The organism is Mycobacterium sp. DBP42 (genome assembly GCF_005924235.1).
Classification (GTDB): Bacteria; Actinomycetota; Actinomycetes; order Mycobacteriales; family Mycobacteriaceae; genus Mycobacterium; species Mycobacterium syngnathidarum.
In genome coordinates this window covers 294729-320346 of the sequence record NZ_VCMY01000004.1, presented here as the reverse complement: position 1 = coordinate 320346, position 25618 = coordinate 294729, and the positions used below count along the sequence as shown (strand labels likewise).

The 25618-nt window shown below is 68.4% G+C and carries 25 protein-coding genes; 10 read left to right on the top strand and 15 right to left on the bottom strand.

The genetic code is table 11. From position 1 onward, the window contains the following. Nucleotides 1-24: 24 nt before the first annotated feature. On the bottom strand, nucleotides 25-1539 hold the full coding sequence (locus E0T84_RS07535) for a carboxylesterase/lipase family protein (protein ID WP_138744144.1): 1515 nt from the start codon (nucleotides 1537-1539) through the stop codon (nucleotides 25-27). A 76-nt stretch (nucleotides 1540-1615) separates the two neighbouring features. Between E0T84_RS07535 and E0T84_RS07530 the strand changes: the two genes are divergently transcribed. After that, complete coding sequence (locus E0T84_RS07530; protein WP_171054937.1) at nucleotides 1616-2332, top strand: hypothetical protein; 717 nt, start codon at nucleotides 1616-1618, stop codon at nucleotides 2330-2332. On the opposite strand, the gene E0T84_RS07525 is transcribed toward E0T84_RS07530, so the two are convergent. Continuing rightward, entirely contained in the window at nucleotides 2329-2667 is a 339-nt protein-coding gene (locus tag E0T84_RS07525) for a hypothetical protein (protein ID WP_070188751.1), read from the bottom strand. The genes E0T84_RS07530 and E0T84_RS07525 overlap by 4 nt on opposite strands. Nucleotides 2668-2790: 123 nt before the next feature. On the opposite strand from E0T84_RS07525, the gene rbpA reads away from it, so the two are divergent. Further along, nucleotides 2791-3129: an RNA polymerase-binding protein RbpA gene (rbpA, locus tag E0T84_RS07520; RefSeq protein ID WP_070188776.1), complete on the top strand. Its 339-nt coding sequence runs from the start codon at nucleotides 2791-2793 to the stop codon at nucleotides 3127-3129. A gap of 56 nt (nucleotides 3130-3185) precedes the next feature. On the opposite strand, the gene E0T84_RS07515 is transcribed toward rbpA, so the two are convergent. Genes E0T84_RS07515 through cobN form a run of 7 tightly spaced genes read right to left on the bottom strand, consistent with a single transcriptional unit; the run spans nucleotide 3186 to nucleotide 12472 of the window. After that, complete coding sequence (locus E0T84_RS07515; protein ID WP_070188750.1) at nucleotides 3186-3971, bottom strand: polyprenol monophosphomannose synthase; 786 nt, start codon at nucleotides 3969-3971, stop codon at nucleotides 3186-3188. Then, on the bottom strand, nucleotides 3968-5890 hold the full coding sequence (gene lnt, locus E0T84_RS07510) for an apolipoprotein N-acyltransferase (protein ID WP_249383589.1): 1923 nt from the start codon (nucleotides 5888-5890) through the stop codon (nucleotides 3968-3970). The genes E0T84_RS07515 and lnt overlap by 4 nt, the downstream gene beginning before the upstream one ends. Then, nucleotides 5880-7475 (bottom strand): amidohydrolase, encoded by a 1596-nt coding sequence (locus E0T84_RS07505; protein WP_138744143.1) that lies wholly within the window; start codon nucleotides 7473-7475, stop codon nucleotides 5880-5882. Before E0T84_RS07505 ends, lnt begins: the two co-directional genes overlap by 11 nt. 17 nt (nucleotides 7476-7492) lie before the next feature. After that, a complete protein-coding gene (locus E0T84_RS07500; protein ID WP_138744142.1) occupies nucleotides 7493-7987 on the bottom strand; it encodes an FxsA family protein in 495 nt (164 codons plus the stop codon). A gap of 6 nt (nucleotides 7988-7993) precedes the next feature. Next, nucleotides 7994-8419, bottom strand: a complete 426-nt coding sequence (locus E0T84_RS07495) for a PPOX class F420-dependent oxidoreductase (protein ID WP_138744141.1) — start codon at nucleotides 8417-8419, stop codon at nucleotides 7994-7996. A gap of 5 nt (nucleotides 8420-8424) precedes the next feature. Beyond that, on the bottom strand, nucleotides 8425-8808 hold the full coding sequence (locus E0T84_RS07490) for a PPOX class F420-dependent oxidoreductase (protein ID WP_138744140.1): 384 nt from the start codon (nucleotides 8806-8808) through the stop codon (nucleotides 8425-8427). 28 nt (nucleotides 8809-8836) lie between these two features. Continuing rightward, nucleotides 8837-12472 carry a cobaltochelatase subunit CobN gene (gene cobN / locus E0T84_RS07485; protein WP_171054936.1) on the bottom strand — a complete coding sequence of 1212 codons (3636 nt, stop codon included), beginning with the start codon at nucleotides 12470-12472 and terminating at the stop codon, nucleotides 8837-8839. 355 nt (nucleotides 12473-12827) lie between these two features. On the opposite strand from cobN, the gene cobG reads away from it, so the two are divergent. The 5 genes from cobG (at nucleotide 12828) to E0T84_RS07460 (ending at nucleotide 17914) form a co-directional block, all read left to right on the top strand. Then, nucleotides 12828-13946, top strand: coding sequence for a precorrin-3B synthase (gene cobG, locus E0T84_RS07480; RefSeq protein ID WP_138744138.1), 1119 nt, complete (start codon nucleotides 12828-12830; stop codon nucleotides 13944-13946). A gap of 9 nt (nucleotides 13947-13955) precedes the next feature. Next, entirely contained in the window at nucleotides 13956-14582 is a 627-nt protein-coding gene (locus E0T84_RS07475; RefSeq protein ID WP_070188772.1) for a precorrin-8X methylmutase, read from the top strand. Nucleotides 14583-14593: 11 nt separating this feature from the next. Further along, nucleotides 14594-16105 (top strand): precorrin-2 C(20)-methyltransferase, encoded by a 1512-nt coding sequence (locus E0T84_RS07470; protein WP_138744167.1) that lies wholly within the window; start codon nucleotides 14594-14596, stop codon nucleotides 16103-16105. A gap of 100 nt (nucleotides 16106-16205) precedes the next feature. Continuing rightward, nucleotides 16206-16844, top strand: coding sequence for a TetR/AcrR family transcriptional regulator (locus E0T84_RS07465; protein WP_070188771.1), 639 nt, complete (start codon nucleotides 16206-16208; stop codon nucleotides 16842-16844). Continuing rightward, nucleotides 16841-17914, top strand: coding sequence for a phosphotransferase family protein (locus E0T84_RS07460; protein WP_070188744.1), 1074 nt, complete (start codon nucleotides 16841-16843; stop codon nucleotides 17912-17914). Before E0T84_RS07465 ends, E0T84_RS07460 begins: the two co-directional genes overlap by 4 nt. Here the strand turns inward: E0T84_RS07460 and E0T84_RS07455 are convergent. From E0T84_RS07455 to E0T84_RS07440, 4 genes are read right to left on the bottom strand one after another with little or no spacing between them, the layout of a single operon-like run. Next, nucleotides 17904-18623, bottom strand: coding sequence for a cobalt-precorrin-6A reductase (locus E0T84_RS07455; RefSeq protein WP_138744137.1), 720 nt, complete (start codon nucleotides 18621-18623; stop codon nucleotides 17904-17906). The two genes, E0T84_RS07460 and E0T84_RS07455, sit on opposite strands and share 11 nt — an antisense overlap. Then, on the bottom strand, nucleotides 18623-19378 hold the full coding sequence (gene cobM, locus E0T84_RS07450) for a precorrin-4 C(11)-methyltransferase (RefSeq protein ID WP_138744136.1): 756 nt from the start codon (nucleotides 19376-19378) through the stop codon (nucleotides 18623-18625). Before cobM ends, E0T84_RS07455 begins: the two co-directional genes overlap by 1 nt. After that, nucleotides 19375-20556 (bottom strand): precorrin-6y C5,15-methyltransferase (decarboxylating) subunit CbiE, encoded by a 1182-nt coding sequence (gene cbiE, locus E0T84_RS07445; RefSeq protein WP_138744166.1) that lies wholly within the window; start codon nucleotides 20554-20556, stop codon nucleotides 19375-19377. The genes cobM and cbiE overlap by 4 nt, the downstream gene beginning before the upstream one ends. Nucleotides 20557-20585: 29 nt before the next feature. Then, a complete protein-coding gene (locus tag E0T84_RS07440; protein WP_138744135.1) occupies nucleotides 20586-21344 on the bottom strand; it encodes an SDR family NAD(P)-dependent oxidoreductase in 759 nt (252 codons plus the stop codon). 35 nt (nucleotides 21345-21379) lie between these two features. Between E0T84_RS07440 and E0T84_RS07435 the strand changes: the two genes are divergently transcribed. Then, a complete protein-coding gene (locus E0T84_RS07435; RefSeq protein ID WP_070188740.1) occupies nucleotides 21380-21805 on the top strand; it encodes a F420-dependent biliverdin reductase in 426 nt (141 codons plus the stop codon). On the opposite strand, the gene E0T84_RS07430 is transcribed toward E0T84_RS07435, so the two are convergent. Then, nucleotides 21802-22929, bottom strand: a complete 1128-nt coding sequence (locus tag E0T84_RS07430; protein WP_138744134.1) for a Xaa-Pro peptidase family protein — start codon at nucleotides 22927-22929, stop codon at nucleotides 21802-21804. The two genes, E0T84_RS07435 and E0T84_RS07430, sit on opposite strands and share 4 nt — an antisense overlap. A gap of 42 nt (nucleotides 22930-22971) precedes the next feature. Here E0T84_RS07430 and E0T84_RS07425 point away from each other — a divergent pair, with 42 nt between their 5' ends. Next, the gene (locus E0T84_RS07425) at nucleotides 22972-23823 is read left to right on the top strand and encodes a hypothetical protein (RefSeq protein WP_138744133.1); all 852 of its coding nucleotides are present in this window, start codon (nucleotides 22972-22974) and stop codon (nucleotides 23821-23823) included. Next, nucleotides 23820-24782 (top strand): 5'-3' exonuclease, encoded by a 963-nt coding sequence (locus E0T84_RS07420; protein WP_138744132.1) that lies wholly within the window; start codon nucleotides 23820-23822, stop codon nucleotides 24780-24782. Before E0T84_RS07425 ends, E0T84_RS07420 begins: the two co-directional genes overlap by 4 nt. Before the next feature lie 21 nt (nucleotides 24783-24803). On the opposite strand, the gene E0T84_RS07415 is transcribed toward E0T84_RS07420, so the two are convergent. Continuing rightward, on the bottom strand, nucleotides 24804-25595 hold the full coding sequence (locus tag E0T84_RS07415) for a DUF4333 domain-containing protein (RefSeq protein WP_138744131.1): 792 nt from the start codon (nucleotides 25593-25595) through the stop codon (nucleotides 24804-24806). Between the last annotated feature and the right edge of the window lie 23 nt (nucleotides 25596-25618).

Genomic DNA, 25618 nt, shown 5'->3' with positions numbered 1-25618 from the left:
TCGCGCAGAGTGGAGGAGGCGAACTCAGCTGCCGGCGAGGGTGAACCCTTCCCAGGCCTGACGCCGCACCGACCGCGGGTCGTACTCGACGCGTGGCCGGCGGTCGAACACGAACACCGCCCGCTCGTCGGTGTTGTAGGCCGGCCAGCCCGGCCCCGGGTTCCCGGTCCGGGTGAACTCACGCCATCGCCGCTGCACGTCCCGGCTGACCCGCCGGGCCGATGCACGATCGCCCACAGCGGTCAGCGCCGCACCGTATGTCGTGTGGTACGTGTCGAACACGGCCAGCAGCTCCATTGCGTGCGTCGCCCCCAGCCCGGCCCAATGCAAGGTCCGCGGCGCGTAGTCGTAGCGGTACACATACGTAGGTGCGTGCCGGCTGTGCGCCTCGGCGATCTGCCAAGTGGCCGAGGCGAACGCGAAATCTCCGCCGAGCCGCACGCAGGCCGCGCTGCTCGGATAGTCCGGATAGGCCTCCACGATCCGCCGCCGCTCCTCGGGATCGGCACGGGCGAAAAGCTTTTCGATCATCGGCTCGTTGGTGGGCAGCAACTGGAGGAAGCGGGTGAACAGGCGTCCCTCGTCGGCATTGTTGCCGACGATCAACGGAACCTGTTGAGCCAGGCCCTCGGCCATCGCGGTAGCCGGATCGACCGGCAGATAGTCGGTGCCGAAGGTCGGGCCGACCGGAAACGCACCCGGGATGTCCGTCTGGCCCCGCATGATCTGGGCTTCCAGTGCCCGGCCGAGCTCGGCCGGGCGCGCCGACATCAGCGCTGCGGCCGCCGATCCCCCATCGGGACTGATCAATTCGGCCAGCTGACCGGCGATTCGGGCGGCAGATTCCGCGGAGCTGACCATTCCGCTGGCGGGGCTCTCCGAGATCACCCGGGCGAACAGTCCTGCGGCGTCGGGTACGGCGAGCAGGGTCGTGACCGCGTGCGCGCCCGCGCTCTCACCGAAGATCGTCACATTGTCGGGATCGCCGCCGAAAACCGCGATGTTGTCGCGTACCCAGCGCAACGCCAACACCAGATCACGCAAGAACAGGTTGTCGTCGATGGGATGTTCCTGTGTCGACAGCGACGACAGTTCGACACACCCGAGCATGCCGAGCCGGTAGTTGACCGAGACGAACACGCAGCCGCGCCGGGCCAGCGCGGCGCCGTCGTAGATGGGTGTGGCCGAGCTGCCCAGGATGTAACCGCCGCCGTGCACGAAAAACATCACCGGCAGTGGGCCGTCGGCGTCGTCGCGCTTCTCCGGCGCGACCACGTTGAGTGTCAGGCAGTCCTCGCTCATCGGCTGGTGCTTGCCGAGGCCGACGAGCGTGTAGCGACGTTGCTGGGGGGCGCAGTAGCCGAATCCGTGGCAGTAGCGGACGCCGGGCCATGGCTCGGCCGGTTCGGGTGCGCGCAGGCGCAGCCGGCCGACCGGCGGTTTGGCGTAAGGAATGGAACGCCAGCGGTGTGCACCGTCGCGCGTGAATCCCTCGACGATGCCGCTGCTGATCTTTGCCCGGACGGTCCGCTCGTGCATGCACCGACCGTATCGAACTGGACGGGTGTCGACGGACATGCGGTGGGCGCGACACGCGCCCGCTAGCCTTGCGGGTATGCGCACCGTTGTGACTGTTGGGGCTGCTGTGCTTTCGGTGGCTCTGGTGGCTGCCTGCTCGTCGGGAGGGGGGCACGAGTCGCAACCGAGCTCAAAGCCCCGGATGTCGATGCCGGCCGGCGCCCCACACACCAAGACCACCACGCCCACCACTACGACGACCTCTCCCATGCCGACCACGGCGCCGGCCGCCGGGACGCCGATGAGCCGCGTGATCAAGTGGGTCGAGGCAGGCACCCCGGCCGAGCCGTCCGGCTTCCACACCGCCACGCGCGACGGCCAATCCACCAACCTCGGCGAGGACATCTCGTTCGTCGCACCTTCGGGCACCGCCCGCTGCGCCACCGACAAGAATCTCGGCGGCCAACTGGCATGTCTGATCAAGGCCGATGACCTGCCGTCGAAACCGGCTGACGTCGAGGGTCAGTGGATCCCCGGTTGGGTTGATTTCGCCGGGGAGACCGTGGATGTGGGCTCACTGCACGGAGATCCGGGCCGATTCGGCTATGGCGACGGCGCCGAACTGGCCGAGGGCAAGGCACTGGCCTTCGGCGACTACCGCTGCCGGGCCGATGCCACCTCACTGGTGTGCGTCAACTACGCACACCAGTCCGGGGTGCTGCTGAATTCCTCCGGTGTGGAACCGCTGGGCTGCCTGAAGCCGGTCCCGCCGCCCGTGGGCGTGGGGCGTCAGCTCAGCTGCCCGCCCGACTAGCGCCAGCCGTCGGCGGCCTTCGCAGCCTGGATCAGCGCGTCACACAACTGCCGCAATTCGTCTGCCCCGGCGCCCTCGTCGACCGCGATGGCCACATCCTCGGCGGCGCACCTGACCTGGTACACCCGGTCGGACAGCTGAGTGGCCTCGTCAGCGCTGAGCACCACCGAATCCGGGGCCAGCGAGGTGCCCCTGACCATGGCGCGCTGTTCGTAGGCCCGCTGCCGGCAGGACTGCCTGCAGTACTGGCGACGGCGACCCATCTGCGCATCTGCGACCTCGCGCCCACACCACCGACACGGCTGCGGACGATCACGTCTGTGGTGGCGCGCCATGCTCAAGACTGTAGACGGAGCTGGTTGGTGACCCGCGTATCATCAATGGTCGAGTCGGGAACTTGGCAACGCCGAGCAGCGTTGATACATCCGGACAAAAACGCCAAATAAGGAGTGTTGACGATGGCTGATCGCGTCCTGAGAGGCAGTCGCCTCGGAGCCGTGAGCTACGAGACCGACCGCAACCATGACCTTGCGCCGCGTCAGGTGGCCCGCTACCGCACCGAGAACGGTGAAGAATTCGACGTCCCGTTCGCCGACGACGCCGAGATCCCCGGCACCTGGCTGTGCCGCAACGGGCTCGAGGGCACCCTGATCGAGGGCGAGGTGCCGGAACCCAAGAAGGTCAAGCCGCCGCGTACCCACTGGGACATGCTGCTGGAGCGCCGGTCCGTCGAGGAGCTCGAAGAGCTGCTCAAGGAGCGGCTCGACCTGATCAAGAGCAAGCGCCGCGGCAGCTGAACCGCGCATGAAAAACCGCGATATGCCGTAGGCATATCGCGGTTTTTTGTCGCCGGCTAGCGCACCACGCCCCGGGCGCGGTCCAGACGCCCACGGATGCCCCACTCCGCGACCTTGAACATCGCCTCGCGGATGTTGGAACCGCTCATCTTGGAGACCCCGAGCTCGCGTTCGGTGAACGTGATGGGTACCTCGACGACGTTGAAGCCGTTGTTGATGGCCCGCCAGGTCAGGTCGATCTGGAAGCAGTAGCCCTTCGAATCGACCGCCGACAGGTCGATCTTCTCCAACACCTCGCGCCGATACGCGCGGTACCCGGCAGTGATGTCGTGGATCCCCACCCCGAGCAGCAGCCGAGAATAGGTGTTGGCGGTCTTCGACAGGACCAGCCGGCGAACCGGCCAGTTACGCACCGTGCCGCCGGACACATAACGCGAGCCGATGGCCAGATCAGCCCCGGCGTCGACGGCGTCGAGCAGCCGGTTCAGTTCCTCGGGTGCGTGACTGCCGTCGGCGTCCATCTCGACCAGAACCGAGTACCCGCGGCCGAGCCCCCAGGCGAAACCGGCCAGATAGGCCGCACCGAGGCCGGCTTTGCTGGTCCGGTGCATCACGTGCACGCGGTCCGGGTCGGCCAGCGCCAGCTCATCGGCCAGCTGACCGGTGCCGTCGGGACTGCCGTCGTCGACCACCAAGATGTGCACCTCGGGGCAGGCATGATGCACGCGCCCGACGATCAACGGCAGGTTCTCCCGCTCGTTGTAGGTGGGAATGATCACCAGGCTGCGCTGACTCGGGCGTTCACCGTCCTGGGGGCGCGCTCCGTCACCAGGGACTGTCATGTGGCTCCTTCATCGTCGCGGGCCTTCGCGGTGCGACGCCTCAAAATTTTTTGCACGAACCCTCCATTGTGCAGTATTGCGGCCAGCAACGCCCCAAATCCAATCGTGACCAGCACCACCTGCAGGGCCGGCCCCCATTCGGTGGCCGGCGTCACATCCGACTTCAACCGCACCTGACTGTCCAGATAGGCGGGTTCGAAGAACTCGGTCCGGGCCAACTCACGCCCGTCGGGGGCGATCACCGCGCTGATACCCGTGGTGCCGGCGACCACGAGGTACCGATCGTGCTCCACTGCCCGCAGTTTGCCGAAGGCCAGCTGCTGCGCGCTCATGTTGGCATCGAACGTCGCGTTGTTGGTCGGCACGGTCAGCACCTGGGCACCATTGAGCACCGACTCCCGCGCCGCCCGGTCGAAGATCACCTCCCAGCAGGTGGTCACCCCGATCGGCACCCCGGCCGCGTGCACGACGCCGTTGCCCTCACCCGGCACGAAATAGCCGGCCCGGTCCGCGTACGACGACAGATGTTTGAAGAAGCTGCGCCACGGCAGATACTCGCCGAACGGCTGCACGATCTTCTTGTCGTGGCGCTCTCCGGGCCCGTGTTCGGGATCCCACACGATCACGGTGTTGGTGGCCACCGGGTTGTCGGCGGTGTAGCCGTCGGCCTTGGTGACGGCTCCGACAAGGATCGGCGCGCCGATGGCGTCGGCCGCCGCGGTGATCTGGGCCGCGGCATCGGCGTTGGCCAGCGGATCGATGTCGGAGGCGTTCTCGGGCCAGACCACGAACATGGGTTGCGGGGCCCGCCCGGCACGGACATCGCCGGCCAGCCGCTGCGTTTCCTTCACATGGTTGTCGAGGACGGCGCGGCGTTGCGCGTTGAACTCCAGGCCCAACCGGGGCACGTTGCCCTGCACGGCGGCCACGGTGACAGCCGGTTCGTCGCCGGCACCGGTTCCCGAATGACGGACCTGAGGCCACATCAGTGCAGTGGCCAACAGCACCACCGTGATGCTGAGGCCGGGCAGCATGACCGCCGGCGCCGGGAAACCCGGCTTGTGTCCGTGATGCCACCACTGCACGATCTCCAGCGCAAGCAATGTCACGCTGAAGCCGACGACCGCCACCGCGGCCGACACCAGCGGTGCACCGCCCCACCGCGCGATGGCCAGCAGTGGTCCGTTGGTCTGACCGAATCCGAGGACGCCCCAAGGGAACCCACCGAACGGTACGGTCGATTTGAGCCACTCCTGGGTGACCCACAGCGCGGCGAACCACACCGGCCACCCTGGTAGCCGCCTGACCACCACCGCAGACAGGCCGAAGAGCCCGCAGAACAGCGCTTCCACGGCGGCCAGGGCCAGCCACGGCATCGCGCCGACCAGGCCGCTGATCCACGGCAGCAGCGGTATGTAGAACGCCAGGCCGAACAAGAATCCGTAGCCGAAGCCACCCGCGCGGGTGGTGGAGCGCAGCGTCAGCACCCACCCGATCAACGCCAGCCCGACGAAGGCCGCCCACCACCAGCCGGTCGGTGGATAGCTCAGGCACAACGCGAGACCGCCGCCGACCGTCGCGCTCAGCTGCGCCCACCGCGCCACCGCGGCCCGGCCCAGGCGTGAGGCCGACACGGTCACCACCGACCACCGGTCGGGTGTGCCCGCCGCGGTCAGGCGGTATTCGCGCGCCTCGGGATCATCGTCGGGATCGATGTCGGCCACCGGATCGCCGGTGGCATTCTCATCGAGTTCGTCGAAGGACTCGTCGTCGAGTTCATCGAGCTCGGCGAGTTCGTCCTTCTCGATGGCCGGGATCACCTCGGTGGTCTCGTTCGGACCCGGCCGCCGCAGACCGAAACGGTCTGCGCGGCCCGGCCGCGGACGGGCCGACTTGTCTCCGGGAAGGTCAGTGCCCATGGATGACGACACCCCGGTGAACGGTCTGACGGCAACGCGGCAGCTCCGCATCGGCGGCCAGCCGCGGCAGTGCCGGCACCCGTGAGCGCGGATCGGTCGACCACCGCTGCACGGCGTTGGCCGGCGCACTGACCTCCAGGTCTTCGGCATCCCACACGGCGTAACTGGCCGGAGCTCCGGGGGTGAGCGTCCCGGTGGAGCCATCGCGCACACCGCCGGCACGCCAACCGCCGCGAGTGGCCGCAGCGAACGCCGCACGAGCTGAGATCGCGCTGCCCGCACTCCGGTGCGAAACCGCGGCACGCACGGTTTGCCACGGGTTCATGCTGGTGACCGGGGTGTCGGAGCCGAACGCGAGGGGCACGCCTTCGGATGCTAACAGCGCAAACGGGTTGAGCTGGTGAACTCGATCAAGCCCGAGGCGTTGGGCATACATGCCTTCTTCCCCACCCCATAGGGCATCGAAGTTGGGCTGCATGCTGGCGATCACACCCCAGGCCCCCAGCTGGGCGGCCTGTTCGGGGTTGACCATCTCCAGATGTTCGAGACGGTGGCCGCAGCGGGCCAGGGCCGGGCCGCCCAATCGCTCTGCCGCTGCGGCGAATCCCGCGACGACCGCCGACGCGGCAGCGTCGCCGATCACGTGGAACCCGGCCGGGATTCCGGCCTCGGTGCAGGCGTACACGTGCGTGGCGATGGCACCTGCGTCGAGGTAGGAGTTGCCACAGGTGTCGGGAGCGTCGTGGTAGGGCGCATGCAGCCAGGCAGTACGCGAGCCGAGGGCACCGTCGACGAAGAGGTCTCCGGCCAGGCCTCGGGCGCCGGTCTCGGCAATCAGATGACGGGCGTGTTCGGCGTCGCGAGCCTGCTCGCCCCAGTAACCGACGACCTCTACGCCGTGCTCCAGCGCACGAAGTTCCTGCCAGTCGAGCAAACCGCCGATCTGTGGTCCCGCGCACTCGTGGACCGCGGCGATGCCCGACGCCGCGGCGTGATCGAGTGCCGCGACGCGGGCGGCGTGCCGTTGCTGCGGGGTCAGCTGTTCACGCGCGGCCGCACGGACCAGGTGATGTGCCTGCGCGCTGAGCGGACGCTGCGGGTCGAACCCGGTGACCTCGACGAGGGCAGGCACCAACCGGCGCAGAGCGGTGGTCGCGGCGGCCGAATGTACGTCCACCCGGGCCAGATACGCCGGCCGGTCGCCCAGCACAGCGTCCAGATCCTCGGTGCTCGGGCCGGTGCGCTCGGGCCACCCCGACTCGTCCCAGCCGTGTCCCCATACCGGACCGTCAGGGTGCCTGCGCGCGTATTGGCCCACCAGGTGCAGGCAGTGTTGCAGTGAGGTGGCCCCACGGAGGTCCAGGCCGTCCAGGCTGAGGCCGGTGGCGGTCAGGTGAACGTGGCTGTCGACGAACGCGGGTGCGACGAAGCCGCCATCCAGGTCGACGACCTCGGCTTCGGGGAACTGCGCGCGGCCGATGTCGTCGGTACCCAGCCACGCCACTACCCCGTCGCGTACCGCGAAAGCGGTCGCGTCGGGGTAGCTGGGGCTGTGGATTCGCCCGTTGATCAGAAGTGTGGTCAAGCTGTTTCAGGTGGCGGTTAGGCCTTGGGAGGCAGGCGGTACGGATCGACGTCGTTGACGTCGATTACTTCGCCGTCAATGTAGTCGCCCCTCCCATGCCGATAACCAGCGGTACCAGTGGCCGCGCCGAAACCGGCAGGCGCCGCGACGATGATGGGGATCCGCCGGGCGACCAGCCCCGTGAGCACCGGCCGGGCCGCCGCCCGCGTCGGCGGCAGCAACAACAACGCGCCGAGAACGGAGCTGGCCAACCCGGGAATCACCACCAACACGGTGCCCAGCGCCACCAGCACGCTGTCCGACACCGCGCCCTGCGGGTGGGACAACCCACCCGACAGGCCCGCCCGCAATCGGCGGATGTGCCGGTTGAGCTGCGAACCTGCCAACGCCAGCCCGATCACGAACGAGGCCGCGAGCACCAAGACCGTCCACCCGAAACCGATCGTCGCCGTCAGCGCGACGACGACTGCCATCTCGAGGACGGCGTAGATGAGGAACAGCCGCATAGCCATGCTTGCTCAACGATCGGGTGGGCGGTTCGGTTCCTGATCTGCCGGGCCGTCGGCTGCGTGTACCTCGATCGCGCTGTGCACCTTGTCGATGCCACCCCGCAAAAGTGCCCGTGGGATGAAGTACCAGGCGTGATTCCAATACCGTCTGATGATTGCGTTGAACACGCGGCGGGTCTCGGTCTTGGGCAGATTGCGCGCCACTGCCGCTACCGGCTCACCCTTGGGCGCCCCGAGCACACCACACTTTTGGATCGTTACCCGCGGAGTGTTGTTGATGCGCTTGGTCTTCCACGATCCGTCGTCGGTGATGATCAGCAACTTGTCGCCGTCGGGTACGCCCCACACAGCCGTCGGCTTGGGCTTTCCGGTCTTGGTGAATGTGGTCAGCAGCAGGTACTTCTCACGGTAAACGTCTTCGAACGTAGGTGCCATGTTGCTCAATTCACCGGTTTGAGCAGCAATGAAACGTTGTTCTCCATCCCGCCACGCCACTTGGAGAACAGGTTGAAGGTCTTGCCCAGCAGACCGTAACGCTTACCGATCGCGTCATAGGTGGCACCGTTGGCCGACTTGGGCAGAACCTCGGCCATGGCCTCGACCGCTTCGCTCTTGGGATTGCCGCGCACGTCACACACCGCAACGGTGACCCGCGGGGTGTTGCGGATGCGCTTGACCTTCCAGGACGCCTCCTGGGTGATCACGACGAGCCCGTCGGCCGACGGAGCGGCCCAGATCGCGGTCGGCTTGGGCCTGCCGTCTTTGGTGAAGGTGGTCAGCAGAACGTAGTTGGCCTTGGCGACATCGGCGAAAGTGAGAGCCATTGACTCAATCTACTGTCCTCGGCCGCACTCAGCCTTCCAGCTCACCTTCGGTTTCCAGCAGCACCTGGCGCAGCCCGTCCAACGTGGCCGGCTCGGGCTGGGCCCACATGCCCCGGCCCGCGGCCTCCAGCAATCGCTCTGCCATGCCGTGCAACGCCCACGGATTGGACTCGGACATGAACTTTCGGTTCTCGTCGTCGAGCACGTATTCGGCCGAGAGCCGTTCGTACATCCAGTCGGCCATCACGTGCGCGGTGGCGTCGTAGCCGAACAGGTAGTCGACCGTGGCCGCCATCTCGAACGCACCCTTGTAGCCGTGCCTGCGCATCGCGGTGATCCAGCGCGGGTTGACCACGCGGGCCCGGAAGACGCGGTTGGTCTCCTCCGACAGCGTGCGGGTGCGGACCGCGTCGGGGCGGGTGTTGTCTCCGATGTAGGCCGCCGGGGCCTGCCCGGTCAATGCCCGCACGGTGGCCACCATGCCGCCGTGATACTGGAAATAGTCGTCGGAGTCGGCGATGTCGTGTTCGCGCGTATCGGTGTTCTTGGCCGCCACCGCGATTCGCCGGTACGCCCGGTTCATGTCGTCGGCGGCGGGTGCGCCGTCGAGTCCACGACCGTAGGCGAATCCGCCCCAGGCGGTGTACACCTCGGCCAGGTCGGCGTCGTCACGCCAGTTGCGGCTGTCGATCAGCTGCAACAGGCCCGCCCCGTAGGTCCCCGGCTTGGATCCGAAAATCCTTGTGGTGGCACGCCTCTGGTCACCGTGGTCGGCCAGGTCGGCCTGGGAGTGGGCACGCACGTAGTTGTCTTCGGCCGACTCGTCGAGGCCCGCCACCAAGGCCACCGCATCGTCGAGCATGGTGACCACGTGTGGGAAGGCGTCACGGAAGAACCCGGAGATCCGCACCGTGACGTCGATACGCGGACGGCCGAGCTCGGACAACTCGATCGGCTCCAGGTTGACCACGCGGCGCGAGGCGTCATCCCACACCGGCCGCACCCCGAGCAGGGCCAGCACTTCGGCGATGTCGTCACCGGCGGTGCGCATGGCAGAGGTGCCCCATACCGAAAGGCCGACGGACTGCGGCCAGCGGCCGTAATCGGTCCGGTAGCGCTCCAACAACGAATCCGCCATCGCCACACCGGTTTCCCAGGCCAGCCGGGACGGGACCGCCTTGGGATCCACCGAGTAGAAGTTTCGCCCGGTGGGCAGCACGTTGACCAGGCCGCGCAGTGGCGACCCGGACGGCCCGGAGGCGATGAAACCACCGGCCAGGGCACGCAACACCTGGTCGATCTCGCCCGCGGTACCGGCCAGTCGCGGCACCACCTCGGTGGCGGCGAACCGCAGGATCCGGGCCACCTCCGGGTTGTCGGTGATCGTGTCGACTGTGCCGGCATCCCAACCGGTTTCCTGCAGTGCCGAGACCAGTTCGCGGGCGCCGGCCTCGGCCGCGTCAACGGCTGAGCGGTCATCGCTGCCGTCCTCGGTGAGTCCGAGCGCCTGCCGCAACCCGGGAACGGTTTGCTCGCCGCCGAACAACTGGCGGGCCCGCAGGATGGCCAGCACCAGGTCCAGTTCGCCTTCGCCGGTGGGCTTCTGTCCCAGGACGTGCAGACCGTCACGGATCTGGACATCCTTGATCTCGCACAGCCAGCCGTCGACGTGCAGCAGCATGTCGTCGAAGGAGTCCTCGTCGGGACGATCCTCCAAGCCCAGGTCGTGGTCCATCTTGGCGGCGCGCATCAACGTCCAGATCTGCTGGCGGATGGCCGGAAGCTTGCCGGGGTCCAGTGCCGAGACCGTGGAGTGCTCGTCGAGCAGCTGTTCCAGTTTGGCGATGTCGCCGTAGGTTTCTGCGCGCGCCATCGGCGGGATGAGGTGGTCGATCAGGGTGGCGTGGGCCCGGCGCTTGGCCTGGGTGCCCTCCCCCGGGTCGTTGACCAGGAAGGGGTAGATCAGCGGCAGGTCGCCGAGCGCCGCGTCGGTGCCGCAGGCCGCACTCATGCCGAGGGTCTTGCCGGGCAACCATTCCAGGTTGCCGTGCTTGCCCAGGTGTACCAGCACGTGCGCACCGAACGAACCGGGAAACGACGAATCCAGCCAGCGGTAAGCGGCCAGATAGTGGTGGCTGGGCGGCAGGTCGGGGTCATGGTAGATCGCTACCGGGTTCTCGCCGAAGCCGCGGGGCGGCTGGACGATCAGCACCACGTTGCCGGATTGGATTGCCGCGATGACGATCTCGCCGTCGGGATCGCGGCTGCGGTCCACGAAGAGCTCGCCCGGTGGCGGACCCCAGTGCTCGACGATGGCATCGGCGAGCTCGGCGGGCAGCGTCGCGAACCAGGCCCGGTAGTCCTTTGCCGACACCCGAATCGGATTGGCGGCCAGCGCTTCGTCGGTCAGCCAGTCCGGGTCCTGCCCGCCGCGTTCGATGAGTGAGTGGATCAGGGCGTCACCGTCGCCGGAGGCGACAATTGTGGCGAGGTCGCCGGAGCCGCCGATTTCGGCGAGGTCGCCGGAGCCGGCTGCCTCGCCGATGTCGTAGCCGGCGTCGCGCATGGCGCGCAGCAGCGCCACAGCGCTGGCCGGTGTGTCCAGGCCGACGGCATTTCCGATGCGGGCATGCTTGGTGGGGTAGGCCGAGAACACGACGGCCACACGTTTTTCGGCAGCCGGGATGGCGCGCAGCCGGGCGTGGCGCACGGCCAGGCCGGCCACCCGGGCACAGCGCTCGGGATCGGCGACGTAGGAGATCAGCCCTTCGGAGTCGATCTCCTTGAACGAGAACGGCACGGTGATGATGCGGCCGTCGAACTCGGGAACGGCCACCTGGGTGGCGACGTCCAGCGGCGACATCCCGTCGTCGTTGTCCGACCATTGGTCCCGCGAACTGGTCAGGCACAGTCCCTGCAGGATCGGAATGTCCAGTGCGGCAAGGTGAGCGACGTTCCAGGAATCGTCGTTGCCTCCCGCACCCACCGCTGCCGGGGTTGCACCGCCGGCGGCGAGAACGGTGGTGACGAGTGCATCGGCGGTGCCGAGCAGCTCGAGGAGCTCGGGTTCGGCGGTACGCAGGGAAGCGCAGAACACCGGCAACGCGCGCCCTCCGGCCTGCTCGACGGCGTCGCACAACGCCTCGACGTAGGCGGTGTTCCCGGCCAGTTGCTGGGCGCGGTAGTAGAGCACCGCGATGGTCGGCCCATCCGGCACGGTGGCAGTGGGCCGCTCCAGCACTCCCCAATTCGGCGTGGTCACCGGGGCCGCGAATCCGAACCCGGTCATCAGCAGGGTGTCGGACAGGAACGAGTGCAGGTTCGCCAGATTGTCGACCCCGCCCTGGGCCAGGTAGATGTGCGTCTGCAGGGCGGCACCCTGCGGGGCGGTGGAATGCCCCATCAGTTCGGCGTCCGGCGACTGCTCACCGCTGACCACGACCGTCGGTACCCCGCTGGCCACCACACTGTCGATGCCGTCCTGCCAGGCGCGGTAGCCACCGAGGATCCGGATCACCGCGATGTCGGCGCCCTCGAGCAACTCCTCGAGTTCACCGTCGATCAGCCGCGACGGGTTGGCCCAGCGGTACCGGGCCCCGCTGGCGCGGGCAGTGATCAGGTCGGTGTCCGAGGTCGACAGCAGCAGGACGGTGGGAGCAAACACCCCCCATTCGTACCGCACGGACTGCCCGATCGGGGCAGTCGGTGCGGTCCGAGGTCATCAGGGTCAGGGCTGGGTCTCACCGAAACGGTCGTGCCAAGACTGCCGGTACGGCGAGCCCGCCGTTGCGACGAGCACAAGGACGAATGCGGCGAATGCACCGAAGGCAAGCATGGATCGCTCCTTCCGCCAGAGGTTTGGGTGTTGCTTCCAATGTTCCCGGTACCGGCGGTTCCGGGAATCCCCGTAAACGGTACGTCCTCAGCCGGTCGAAATCGCCGATCTGTAAGCGACCGAACAGGTTTCCGAGTCAGTGACCGATGTCACATCCATCCCCGAAAGTAAGATGGCGGGCGAGATGACCAGGACCCGAGACCAGGACGCCTGCCCTGGTGCACTGACGGTGCACCAGGCCGCCGACGGCGCCCTCGTGCGGGTCCGCCTCCCCGGCGGGATGGTCACCTCGGCCCAGCTGACGACACTGGCCCAGGTGGCCGAGCAGTTCGGCTCTCCCGCAATGGAACTGACCTCTCGAGGCAACATCCAGATCCGCGCGGTGACCGATACCGACGGGGCCGCCACGGCGTTGACGGCAGCGGGCCTGCTGCCCTCACCGACCCATGAGCGCGCCCGCAACATCGTCGCCTCGCCCCTGTCCGGGCGCTCGGGTGGCGTCAGCGATGTCCGTCCCCTCGTCGTCGACCTCGACCACGCCATCCAGGCCGACGAGGCACTGGCGTCCTTGCCGGGCAGATTCTGGTTCAGCCTGGACGACGGCCGCGGCGACATGTCCGGAATCGATGCCGACGCCGGGGTGCACGCCCACGATGACGGCACATTCGCTCTCCTGCTGGCCGGGCGCGACACCGGGGTGCGACTGGATGCCGGTGACGTGGTGGCCACCCTGATCGAGATCGCCAGAAGATTCACCGAAATACGTGGAAAAGCCTGGCGCATAACCGAACTTGACGATCATTCAGCGCTGCTGGAGGGCCTGACCGCCGCCGCACCGGCCGGCGCCACCTGGCCGGCGACGATGACCCCGCCGGTGGGCTGGATCGAGCAACGCGATGGCGACGTCGCACTCGGGGCCGCGCTGCCACTGGGGGTGCTGCAGGCCCGGGTGGCCCGCTTCCTGGCCGCCGTCGAGGCTCCGCTGGTGATCACCCCATGGCGCTCGGTCCTGGTGTGCGACGTGCCGGAGGGGGTCGCGGACACCGCGCTGCGCGTGCTGGCACCGCTGGGACTGGTGTTCGACGAGAACTCGCCGTGGCTGCGGATCAGCGCCTGCACCGGCAGCCCCGGATGCGCCAAGTCCGCCGCCGATGTGCGCGCCGATGCTGCTGAGGCGGTCAACGCCCCCACGGACGCGCACCGGCATTTCGTGGGCTGTGAGCGGGCCTGCGGCAGCCCTCCCGGCGGGGAGGTCCTGATCGCGGGTGAGGACGGATACCGGCTGCGTATCGCGCCCCCGTAGGGTATGCGGGTGCTCGACTACATCCGTGACGCCGCCGAGATCTACCGGCAGTCGTTCGCGACGATCCGCGCCGAGGCGAACCTGTCGCGCTTCCCCGACGATGTGTCGCGGGTGGTGGTGCGCCTGATCCACACTTGCGGCCAGGTCGACGTCGCCGATCATGTCTCCTACACCGAAGACGTGGTGGCCAGGGCGCATGCCGCACTCGCCGCGGGCGCCCCGGTGCTGTGCGACTCGTCGATGGTCGCGGCCGGGATCACCCGCTCGCGATTACCTGCCGACAACGAGGTCGTCTCGCTGGTGGCCGATCCGCGTGCCCCGGAGTTGGCGGCGAAGTTGGGGTTCACCCGCTCGGCAGCCGCGGTCGATCTGTGGGCCGAGCGCCTCGGCGGCGCGGTGGTCGCGATCGGCAATGCGCCGACCGCCCTGTTCCGGCTGCTGGAGCTGCTCGACGAGGGTGCGCCCGTACCGGCCGCGGTGTTGGGCGGGCCGGTCGGATTCGTCGGGTCCGCGCAGTCCAAGCAGGAACTGATCGAGCGTCCGCGTGGGATGTCATATCTGGTGGTGACCGGCCGGCGCGGTGGCAGCGCCATGGCCGCGGCCGCCGTCAATTCGATTGCAAGTGAGCGCGAGTGAACACCGAGTCGATCAACCGCGGAACCCTGTACGGCGTCGGGCTCGGCCCGGGCGATCCGGAGCTCGTCACGGTCAAGGCGGCCCGGCTGATCGGTGCGGCTGACGTGGTGGCGTATCACAGCGCCAAGCACGGGCACAGCATCGCCAGGGGCATCGCCGCGCCCTACCTGCGCGAGGACCAGATCGAAGAGCATCTGGTCTATCCGGTGACCACCGAGACCACCGACCATCCGGGCGGCTACGTCGGCGCGATGGAGGATTTCTACGCCGCCGCCGCCGAGCGCATCGCCGCGCACCTGGAGGCCGGCCGCGACGTGGCCCTGCTGGCCGAGGGCGATCCCCTGTTCTACAGCTCCTACATGCACATGCACACCCGGCTCACGGAGCGGTTCGACGCCGTCATCGTCCCCGGTGTCACCTCGGTGAGCGCGGCCTCGGCCGCCACGGGCACCCCACTGGTGCAGGGCGACGACGTGCTGACGATCCTGCCCGGCACGCTGCCCACGGCGGAGCTGGAACGGCGCTTGGCCGACACCGATGCGGCCGTCGTGCTCAAGCTCGGCCGGTCCTACACCCGGGTGCGAGAAGCCCTCGAGTCGACCGGTCGGCTGGACGAGGCCTACTACGTCGAGCGTGCCAGCACGGATCGGCAGCGAGTCTCGCCGGCCGGCGAGGTGGGCAGTGAAGGCGGCGCGGACATCAAGGTGCCGTACTTCTCGCTGGCCATGGTTCCCGGCCGGCCCCGGTCCACCTCGCCGCAGGGCAGCGTGGTGGTGGTCGGCCTGGGCCCGGGCGACTCGGACTGGATGACCCCGCAGAGCCGCCGCGAACTCGCCGCGGCCACCGACCTGATCGGCTACGGCCCTTATCTCGACCGCGTCGGGGCCCGCGCCGGGCAGCACCACCACCCCAGCGACAACACCGACGAGCCGGCCCGCGCTCAGCTGGCCTGCAAGCTGGCTCAGGAGGGCCGGACGGTCGCCGTGGTGTCTTCCGGTGATCCGGGTGTGTTCGCGATGGCCACCGCGGTGCTCGAAGAGGCCAAGCAGTGGCCCGGCGTCCAGGTCCGGGTGGTTCCCGCGATGACGGCGGCTCAGGCCGTCGCAAGCCGGGTGGGCGCCCCGCTCGGCCATGACTACGCCGTGATCTCGCTGTCGGACCGCCTCAAGCCCTGGGAGGTGATCGTCGAGCGTCTCACCGCGGCGGCCAAAGCCGATCTGGCGCTGGCGATCTACAACCCGGCCTCCAGGAGCCGGACCTGGCAGGTGGGCGCCATGCGCGAACTGCTACTCGAGTACCGGGATCCGAGCACCCCGGTGGTCATCGCCCGCGCCGTCTCCGGTGCGCACCCCGGCCCGGGTGAGCGGGTGACCGTGGTGCGGCTGGCAGACCTGGATCCGACGCAGGTGGACATGCGCACGATGCTGATCATCGGCTCGTCGCAGACGCAGTGGTACACGGGTTCGGCTGCCGGCGACACCACCGAGGACCGGGTGTTCACGCCGCGCCAGTACCCCGGCTGAGACGGCCACGCACTGACTCGCGTCGATTTTTGTTGACAGTTGTCAGACGGGTCGATAGTGTCCGGCGTCACACCCGTTGAAAATGGGAGGGCCGGCCAGCATGCCTACGGCACCACAGGGTGCACCCGCGCGGTCGCCCCTTGACCGGCGTCAACCCCAACGCAGTGATCAGCGTCGTACCGCAATCCTGGAGGCGCTCAACGAACACCTACGGCGAACCGGGTTCGACGCGCTGAACATCGCCGAGGTGGCTCGTCAGGCCGGGGTGGGCCGCTCAGCGTTCTATTTCTATTTCGAGAACAAGGCGGCCGCCGTCGCAGCACTGCTCGAGCCCATGTACGACGCGTTGTTCGCCGCCAACCACATCCTGGCCGATGCCGCCCGTCCACCACGTAACCGCATCCGCGACACCATCGAGGCCGTGCTGCAGACGGCCGAGGATCATCGCTACCTGGTGCAGGCCATGTTGGAGGCGCGTGGCTCCAGTGTGGCCATCCGCGATCTGTGGGACCAGGCGCGCGAGTCCTTTGTTCCCACTGTCTCAGCGGTGATCGCCGACGAGCGGACCGCAGGACGTGCGCCCGACGGCGCCGACCCGGTGGTGCTCGCGAGCCTGCTCATCGAATTCAACGACCGTCTTGTGGAACGGTTCATCCTGGGTGGGCCGCTGTCACGACAACAACTATCGGAAGGTGCTGAGGCAATGTGGATGGGATCGATCTACGGGACAGTTCGATGACCGCGGCGGGGTCGATCCCCAAGTCCATTCCGAGCACACCCGCCGAGGTAACCGCCGCGTGGTTGTCGCAGATCCTTGGCGCCGAGGTGGATTCGGCGCAGAGCGCGCCCATCGGCACGGGCCAGACCGGTGCCACCTATCGGGTGTCGGTCACCTACCGCGAGAACACCGGACTTCCACAGACATTCGCGATCAAGCTACCGTCGCAGGACGACACCGTCCGTGACCGCGTCACCATCGGCTACCGTTCGGAGCACGCCTTCTACACCAAGGTGGCCGATCACGTTCAGATTCCGGTGCCGCGCTGCCACCACTGTGAGATCGATGGTGACGGAACAGATTTCGTGCTGCTCCTGGCGGACATGGCGCCCGCCGAACAAGGCGATCAGATCGCCGGGTGCACACCGGAGGAAGCCACGTTGGCCGTCCTGGCACTCGCCGATCTGCACGGGCCGACCTGGGCCGACCCGCAGTGGGCGAACTTCCCCGGTATCGCGATGCCCAAGCCGGAACCCGACTCCGCCAAAGGATTCGGTGATGTCGCCAAGATGGCGACCGACATCACCCTGGACAAGATCGGCGCGCGGCTGGACGCCGAGGACCACGACACCATGCGGGCGGCGATGTCGGTGGTCACCCCGTGGCTGCTGGCCGAACCGGACCGGTTCGCCATCCTGCACGGCGATTACCGCCTGGACAACATGCTGTTCGACCCCGACCGCACCCGGATCACCGTGGTGGACTGGCAGACCCTCGGATCCGGTCTGCCCGCCCGCGACCTGTCGTATTTCACCGCGACCAGCCTGGATCCGACCGTCCGGGCCGCCGCCGAAGCCGACCTGGTGACGGCCTACCATGACCGGCTGGTGTCGCATGGCGTCACCGGATACGATCGCGAAACCTGTTGGCAGGATTACCGGCTGGGCATGCTGCAGGCGCCGCTGATCACCGTGCTCGGCACCGCTTTCGCCAGCTCCACCGAGCGCGGAGACGACATGATGGTGGTGATGGCCCGACGCGGGTGTCAGGCGATCCGAGAGCTGGGCACGCTCGATCTGATCAGCGTCTGACCCAGCCCACCGCCTCCTCGACCGTGGCTACCGCGTGAGCGCCTGGCGGTAGTGGCGGTCGGTCCACCATCACCACCGGCACCCCCGCTGCCTCGGCGGCCCGCAGCTTGGGCTCGGTCATGGCGCCGCCGCTGTTCTTGGTCACCAACGCGTCGATCCGGTGCTCGCGCAGCAAGGCGAGCTCTCCGCCGTAGTCGTACGGGCCACGCGACAGCAGCAGTTGGTGATCGGCAGGCAGCGTGTCTGGATCCGGCGCAGTGACCGCACGGATCAGGAACCAGGCTTCGACGTCTTTGAAGGCCCGGGTACCGGAACGTCCGGTGGTCAGAAACACCCGTGAATAGCCTCTGTCCGCCACGGTTTCGGCGGCTTCGGTGTCCGATGCCACGACCATCGCGGTACCCGGCGACCAGGCCGGCCGGGCCAAGATCAAGTGCGGCAGACCGAGTTCGGCGCACACCTGCGCCGCATGTGCGGTGATGGTGGCCGCGAAGGGGTGGGTGGCATCGACAACTGCGTCCACCGCGGCATCTTGCAGCCACTGCCGCATGCCGTCCACTCCGCCGAACCCGCCGATACGCACCGGCCCGACCGGCAGCGCCGGATCCGGAACCCGCCCGGCCAGCGAGCTGATCACCTCGACCTGCGGATGCAGGGCCGCGGCCAGCGCGCGGGCCTCACCGGTGCCACCGAGCAGCAGGACTTTCATCAGTGGGTGGCTCCGCGGCGTCGCCCGGACGAGTACAGGTAGCTGTCGGAGAATCCCTGGGCGGCAAGCACGTCGCCGACGACGATCACCGCGGTTTTGGTCACCGAGGCGGCACGCATCTTCTCGGCGATGTCGGCCAGCGTGCCGCGCAACACGATCTCCTGCGGCCAGCTGGCGAATGCGACCACAGCGCAAGGGGTTTCGGGAAGATATCCACCGTCGATGAGTTGCGGGACGATGTTGTCGATCTGGGCGGCGGCCAAATGCAGCACCAACGTCGCTCCCGGCGCCGACAGCGTACGCAGGTCCTCCCCCTCGGGCATCGCGGTGGACAGCGTCGCCACCCGCGACAGGGTGACGGTCTGGGCCACGCCGGGGACGGTGAGCTCGCGGCCCAGCGCAGCGGCCACTGCGGCGAATGCCGGTACGCCCGGGACGATCTCGTATTCGATGTCCAGCTCGTCCAGGCGACGGCACTGCTCGGCCAGCGCACTGTAGATCGACGGGTCACCGGAATGCAGCCGCGCCACGTCCAGACCCGCGTTGTCCGCGGCGACCAACTCGTCGATGATCTGGTCGAGATTCAACGGTCCGGTGTCGACGACCTTGGCGTCGGACGGGCACAGCGCCAGTAGATCGTCGGGCATGATCGACCCGGCGTACAGGCACACCGGACAGCGGCCGACGAGTTTCGCACCACGCACGGTGATGAGGTCGGCGGCTCCCGGGCCGGCTCCGATGAAGTACACCGTCATCGCTTGACCACCGCCCACTGCGTGACCGGAAGGGCTGGACGCCAACCCGTGAATCCACCAATGGCACCGCCCTGGTAGTGCTGATAACGCCGCACCTCGCCGCCTTCCTTCGAATACCATTGCGCCACAACTGCTTCTGATTCCAACGTGACCGCATTGACGACCAGTCGCCCGCCTGAGGACAGACGCTCAAAGCAGGCCTGCAGCAAACCGGGCTGGGTCGCGCCTCCGCCGACGAAGATCGCCGCGGGTTCCGGCGCACCGTCAAGGGATTCGGGCGCGCCGCCGCGGACGTCCACCCGGACCCCGAACGCCGTGACGTTGCTCAGGATTCGGTCGCGCCGCTGCACATCGCGTTCGAACGCCACCGCCGAGCAACCCGGGGCGCTGCGTGACCATTCGATGGCGATGCTGCCCGAACCGGAGCCGACATCCCACAGCAGTTCCCCTGGCCGCGGCCCCAGCGCGGCCAGCGTGACCGCCCGGATGTACTGCTTGGTCAGCTGCCCGTCGTGGGCGAATGCGTCATCGGGGAGGGCCTGCGCCCGGCGTTCATCGGGACGGTATGTCACCGCGACCACGTTGAGGTCGTCGATGCCTGTCGGTGGTGCCGTCGCCCAGTCCCGGGCGGTGCCGTCGTGGCGCCGCTCCCCCGCACCGCCCAGCTGCTCCAGCACGGTCAATTCCGAGTCGCCCCTACCGGATTCGTTCAGCAGCCGGGCCAGCGTTGCCGGGGTCTGAGCGTCGCGGGACAGCACGATCGCGCGCCCACCACGGCGCACCGCGGTGTGCGGCACGGCGGTGACCAGGCTGATCACTTCGGTGTCGGGCACCGTCCAGGCCATCCGGGCGCAAGCCAGCGCCACACTCGACACATGCGGCAGCACCCGCACCCGCTGCGCACCGAACAATCGGATCAGCGTCGCGCCGATGCCGTGCAGCAGCGGGTCGCCGCTGGCCACCACGTGTACGTCGGTGTCACCGAAAAGCTCCGGCAGGGCAGGAAGCATCGGAGACGGCCACTCCCGGCGGTCGCGCGTCACACTGTCGTCGAGCAGTTGCAACTGTCGCGGAGCGCCGTACACGACGACGGCACGTGCCAGTTCGTCGCGTGAGGTCTGCGACAACCCGGCCATCCCGTCGGCCCCGATGCCGACGACGGTGATGGTCCCGCTCATCTGCGGTCTGATCTTCGCGCGCGCGCTCATCACCGCGGCATCCTGCGCCAGATCGGCCGTGGCACGAACCGGGTCACGAAGATCATCGGCCGGATCACCCACGGCACCCACACCGCGTGCTTGCCCTTGCGCAAGGCCTTGGCCGTGGCGTCGGCCACTTGAGCGGGTGTGCTGGAGAACGGTGCCGGGTCCATGCCCTCGGTCATCCGGCCGATCACAAATCCGGGCCGCACGATCAGCAGCTGCACCCCGGTTCCGTGCAGGGCATCGGTCAGCCCGGTGGCGAATGCGTCCAGGCCTGATTTGGCCGAACCGTAGACGTAGTTGGCGCGTCGGGCCCTGGCCCCGGCGATCGAGGAGAACACCACCAGCCGGCCTCGGTCCCGGGCACGCATGCGCTGGGCCAGCACGGTGAGCAGGCCGACCTGGGCCACGTAGTCGGTGTGTACGACGGCCACAGCATGGGCGGCGTCGACCTCGGCCCGGTCCTGATCTCCCAGCACCCCGAAGGCCAGCACCGCGGTGTCGATGGGTCCGTGTGCGGCCTCGATCGCGTCGACGACGTGGGCGTGGCCGGCAACGTCGTCGGCGTCGAACTCGGTGGTGTGGACGGCGGCGGCACCGGCCGCCCGCACCGCCGCGACCTGCTCGACGAGCTGATCGGTGCGGCGCGCGGCCAGCACGACAACCGCTTCGGAGGCGAGCCGGGCCGCGAGTTCGACACCGATCTCGCTGCGGCCACCGAAAATCACCACGACACGGGGATCCGTGCCAGCCGTGTCATCCATGGCAGCGATTATGTCCTGCGCTAGCGTGGACCCCGATGGCTACATCTCGTGGCAAGGCAACCACCAAGCTCACCAACGAGGCGCTGGCGTTCCTCACCGAACGTCACCTGGCGATGCTCACGACGCTGCGCTCGGACAATTCCCCGCACGTCGTGGCAGTGGGGTTCACCTTCGATCCCAAGACGCACATCGCGCGGGTCATCACCAACGGCGGCTCGCAGAAAGCCGTGAATGCGCATGAGCGCGGCATCGCGGTGCTCAGCCAGGTCGACGGGGCACGCTGGCTGTCGCTGGAGGGCAAGTCGACGGTGAGCAGCGAGCCCGACGCCGTCCGTGACGCCGAGCTGCGCTACGCCCAGCGCTACCGCACCCCGCGGGTGAACCCCCGTCGCGTGGTGATCGAGGTACGCATCGAGCGCGTGCTGGGGTCCTCGGAGCTGCTGGACCGCAGCGAGGGCTAACTCACCGGCACCACGACGAGATCGTGCGGCTGGTTGTTGACCGACTCCGCACCGTCGGCGGTGACCACGACGATGTCCTCGATCCGGGCGCCCCACTGGCCAGGGAAGTACACGCCGGGCTCCACGCTGAACGCCATCCCGGCCTCCAGCGGGAGATCGTTGCCGGCCACGATGTAGGGCTCCTCGTGCACCGACAGCCCGATCCCGTGCCCGGTGCGGTGGACGAACGCCTCGGCCAGTCCCTCGGCGGCCAACACGTCGCGGGCGGCGGCGTCGATCTGTTCGGCGGTCACGCCGGGACGCACGGCGGCAACGGCCGCCTGCTGGGCGCGCTGCAGCACCGCATAGCGACGCGCCACCTCGGGATCGGGCTCACCGATCGAGTAGGTGCGGGTCGAGTCGGAGTTGTAGCCGGGCTCGTACGGGCCGCCGATGTCGACGACCACGATGTCCCCGGCGCTCAGCTCGCGGTCGGAGCATTCGTGGTGGGGATCGGCACCGTTGGGACCCGAGCCGACGATGATGAACGCCACCTCTGAATGTCCTTCGGCGACAATGACTTCTGCGATGTCGGCGGCCACGTCGGCTTCGGTGCGGCCGGCCACCAGGAACTCCGGAACCCGGGCGTGCACGCGGTCGATCGCCGCGCCGGCCTTGCGCAGCGCGTCGACCTCGGCGGGGTCTTTGATCATCCGCAGGCGGCGCAGCACGTCGGTGGCCAGCACCGGAACCACGCCGAGCAGGTCAGCCAGGGGCAGCAGGTGCAGCGCGGGCATGGCGTCGGTCACCGCGACCGCGGCACCGGGTCCGCCGAGCGCATCGACCACCATCTGGTATGGATTCTCGCCGTCCACCCAATCCCGCACCGCCACACCCAGTTCGGTGGCGGCCGACTCACGCAGCGCAGCCAACTCCAGGCGCGGCACAACGATGGTGGGGTCCCCCTTCGCGGGCAACACCAGCGCCGTCAACCGCTCGAAGGTCTGCGCACGGGAGCCGACCAGGTACCGCAGGTCGTAGCCGGGGCTGATGACCAACCCGGCCAAACCGGCCTCACCCGCGGCTGCGGCGGCTGCGGAAAGTCGGTGGGCGTAGACATCGGTGCTGAATCGGCTGACGGTCATGGCATCGAGGCTAATCGGTGCCCGTCTACTACTGTCGCTGGAATGTTGCGCGATATCCGGGATCTCACCGACGATCCGGAGGCGTATGCCGCTGAGCTGCGCAGGCGTTGGGGCGGCCTGTTGAGTTACCGCTACCTCGGGCGCTCGTATTCCTCCATGGACCTGGGTCCGGTCGACGACACGGTGACGTTGCGCCGCGACATGCGCAACCCGGCAGGCGGTGTGCTGCTGGCCGTGCTGGGCATCTCGTCGCCGGACAGCGGTGGCGTGAGCGATCTGGAGGCCGTACCCAACCCGGTCATCCACTCCTGCCAGGTGCTGGACCCGGCCGCGGATGTCGCGCGCATCCGGGTCGACACCGAGGTACTCAAGCAAGGCAGGCAGCTGGCCTACAGCCGGTCGGTGATCGTCGACGCCGACAACCCGGAGCGGGTCATTGCGCTCACCGAGGGGCAGGGCATCTCGATCGGCACGCCCCCGGAAGGGCTGGAGAAGATGCCGGTCGACCCGATCGACATCATCGACGGGCCCGACCTGCCGTCGTTGTGGCAGGTGTTCGGCGGCCAGAAGCGATCTGACGGGCATTGGGCGCTGCCGGAACTGGCGGTCGAAATGGCCTCGCCGGACGCGGCGCTGCACATCGGCCCGCAGTTCGTGATCCTGGAAACTGCCGCAATGAAGGCAGCGGTTGCCGCCTCTGATACCGATGCGCTGCAAGGTATTTCGTCTCACGTAATGTTTCTGGCGCGCGGCAAGGCCGGACCGTTCCGTGTCGACACGCAGCTGCTGGCTGGTGCGAGCGGCACCATGGCGGTGCGGGCCACCTTGTACGACGAGGGTGCCGGCAACAAAGCCGTCACCGCTGCCTCATATGTGTTCGGGAGGATCCAGTGAACGACCCGGTTCTGCTGCTCGACGGTGCCAGCATGTGGTTCCGCTCGTACTTCGGTGTGCCGTCGTCGATCAAGGCACCCGACGGCAGACCGGTGAACGCGGTACGCGGATTCCTGGACTCGATCGCCACGTTGGTCACCCGGGAGCGGCCGCGTCGGCTGGTGGTGTGCCGCGACGATGACTGGCGGCCGCAGTGGCGGGTCGACCTGGTGCCGTCGTACAAGGCACATCGGGTGGAGCAACCCCAGCCTGACGGACTCCCCGATGTCGAAGAGGTTCCCGACGACCTCACCCCCCAGGTCGAGATGATCATGGATTTGCTCGACGCGTTCGGCATCGTGACCGCCGGGGCGCCCGGGTTCGAAGCCGACGACGTGCTCGGCACGCTGGCCACGCGCGAGCAGCACGATCCGGTGGTGGTCGTCAGCGGGGACCGTGACCTACTGCAACTGGTGCGCGACGAGCCGGCGCCTGCCGTGCGTGTGCTCTACATCGGCCGTGGACTGGCCAAGGCGACGAAGTTCGGCCCGGCGGAGGTCTCCGAGACCTACGGTGTGCCCGTCGACCGGGCCGGGCCGGCATATGCCGAGCTGGCCCTGCTGCGCGGTGACCCGTCCGACGGACTGCCCGGGGTGCCCGGGATCGGCGAGAAGACGGCCGCGACGCTGCTGGCCCAACACGGCTCGCTGCGGGGTATCCAGGCGGCCGCCGAGGACCCGAAATCGTCACTGTCCAAAGCGCACCGGGCCAAACTGCTGGCCGCCGCCGACTACGTGGCCGCCGCCGAACCGGTGGTCCGGGTGGCCACGGATGCGCCGGTGACACTGTCCGGTGCGACCGATGCGCTGCCGCTGGCCGCCAAGGACCCGGCGCGGGTCGCCGAACTTGCCGCGGCGTACGGGGTGGCCTCCTCGATCAGCCGGTTGCAGTCGGCCCTGGACCTACTGCCCAACCCCTAGCCCGGCGGCGGGACCGCAGGGCTACCGGGGTCGACCGACCTCGTAGGTGCCCTTGTCGTCCTTGAACGTCACCGTGACCTTGCGCTTGGTGCCGTCGATGGTGACCTCGCAGTCGAAGGTCGAATCCTTCTTGACCGTCGGGTTCTCACCGTCGTTGCACTTGACGCCGGTGACCTTCGTCGCGCCGTAGCCATTGGTCTTGTCGGTCAGGATCTGCTCGACGCCGCTCTGTGCCTTGTTGATGTCGAGCTTGGTCGTCATCGCCCAGCCCGGCAGCCAGAACGCGGTCACCGCGAGGATGACCAGCAAGAGACCCACCAGGCCGCCGACGATGCCGCCGACCATCGCCAGCGAGCGCTTGGAGCCCGCCTCGGCACCCGGCATACCGTATTGCCCGAACTGGCCGGGAGTGCCGTACGGGCCCGGCTGGCCGTATGGCCCCGGCTGACCGAACTGCGGGGGCTGGCCGGGTTGGCCGTACTGCGGCTGCTGACCGTAGCCCGGAACCTGGCCGTACTGCGGCTGGCCCGGAGCCGGGTACGCCTGCTGGCCGTACTGCTCGGTTCCCGGGTACTGCGGCTGCTGGGGCTGCGAGTAATCCGGCTGCTGCACGCCTTGGGCAGGCGGTTGGTACGACGGATACTGCTGCGGCGTGTATGCCGGCGGCTGCCAGGCCGGAGCTTGAGGCGTGGGGTCCTCGGATGCGGGGGTGGGCGGTTGCCACGCCTCGGCACCCTGCGCCTGGTCCCCTCCGGGCTCAGGCTGCTGACCGGGCCATTGCTGTCCCTGGTCAGGTCCCTGCGGTCCGCTCATGGTTCTCCTTGATCCTGTTCGGG

Bases quoted from the DNA above. Each gene is read 5' to 3' on its own strand.
- E0T84_RS07535 (WP_138744144.1), bottom strand. From the start codon at position 1,539: ATGCACGAGCGGACCGTCCGGGCAAAGATCAGCAGCGGCATCGTCGAG.
- E0T84_RS07530 (WP_171054937.1), top strand. From the start codon at position 1,616: ATGCGCACCGTTGTGACTGTTGGGGCTGCTGTGCTTTCGGTGGCTCTG.
- E0T84_RS07525 (WP_070188751.1), bottom strand. From the start codon at position 2,667: ATGGCGCGCCACCACAGACGTGATCGTCCGCAGCCGTGTCGGTGGTGT.
- rbpA (WP_070188776.1), top strand. From the start codon at position 2,791: ATGGCTGATCGCGTCCTGAGAGGCAGTCGCCTCGGAGCCGTGAGCTAC.
- E0T84_RS07515 (WP_070188750.1), bottom strand. From the start codon at position 3,971: ATGACAGTCCCTGGTGACGGAGCGCGCCCCCAGGACGGTGAACGCCCG.
- lnt (WP_249383589.1), bottom strand. From the start codon at position 5,890: ATGGGCACTGACCTTCCCGGAGACAAGTCGGCCCGTCCGCGGCCGGGC.
- E0T84_RS07500 (WP_138744142.1), bottom strand. From the start codon at position 7,987: ATGGCTATGCGGCTGTTCCTCATCTACGCCGTCCTCGAGATGGCAGTC.
- E0T84_RS07495 (WP_138744141.1), bottom strand. From the start codon at position 8,419: ATGGCACCTACGTTCGAAGACGTTTACCGTGAGAAGTACCTGCTGCTG.
- E0T84_RS07490 (WP_138744140.1), bottom strand. From the start codon at position 8,808: ATGGCTCTCACTTTCGCCGATGTCGCCAAGGCCAACTACGTTCTGCTG.
- cobG (WP_138744138.1), top strand. From the start codon at position 12,828: ATGACCAGGACCCGAGACCAGGACGCCTGCCCTGGTGCACTGACGGTG.
- E0T84_RS07465 (WP_070188771.1), top strand. From the start codon at position 16,206: ATGCCTACGGCACCACAGGGTGCACCCGCGCGGTCGCCCCTTGACCGG.
- E0T84_RS07460 (WP_070188744.1), top strand. From the start codon at position 16,841: ATGACCGCGGCGGGGTCGATCCCCAAGTCCATTCCGAGCACACCCGCC.
- E0T84_RS07455 (WP_138744137.1), bottom strand. From the start codon at position 18,623: ATGAAAGTCCTGCTGCTCGGTGGCACCGGTGAGGCCCGCGCGCTGGCC.
- cobM (WP_138744136.1), bottom strand. From the start codon at position 19,378: ATGACGGTGTACTTCATCGGAGCCGGCCCGGGAGCCGCCGACCTCATC.
- cbiE (WP_138744166.1), bottom strand. From the start codon at position 20,556: ATGAGCGGGACCATCACCGTCGTCGGCATCGGGGCCGACGGGATGGCC.
- E0T84_RS07440 (WP_138744135.1), bottom strand. From the start codon at position 21,344: ATGGATGACACGGCTGGCACGGATCCCCGTGTCGTGGTGATTTTCGGT.
- E0T84_RS07435 (WP_070188740.1), top strand. From the start codon at position 21,380: ATGGCTACATCTCGTGGCAAGGCAACCACCAAGCTCACCAACGAGGCG.
- E0T84_RS07430 (WP_138744134.1), bottom strand. From the start codon at position 22,929: ATGACCGTCAGCCGATTCAGCACCGATGTCTACGCCCACCGACTTTCC.
- E0T84_RS07425 (WP_138744133.1), top strand. From the start codon at position 22,972: ATGTTGCGCGATATCCGGGATCTCACCGACGATCCGGAGGCGTATGCC.
- E0T84_RS07415 (WP_138744131.1), bottom strand. From the start codon at position 25,595: ATGAGCGGACCGCAGGGACCTGACCAGGGACAGCAATGGCCCGGTCAG.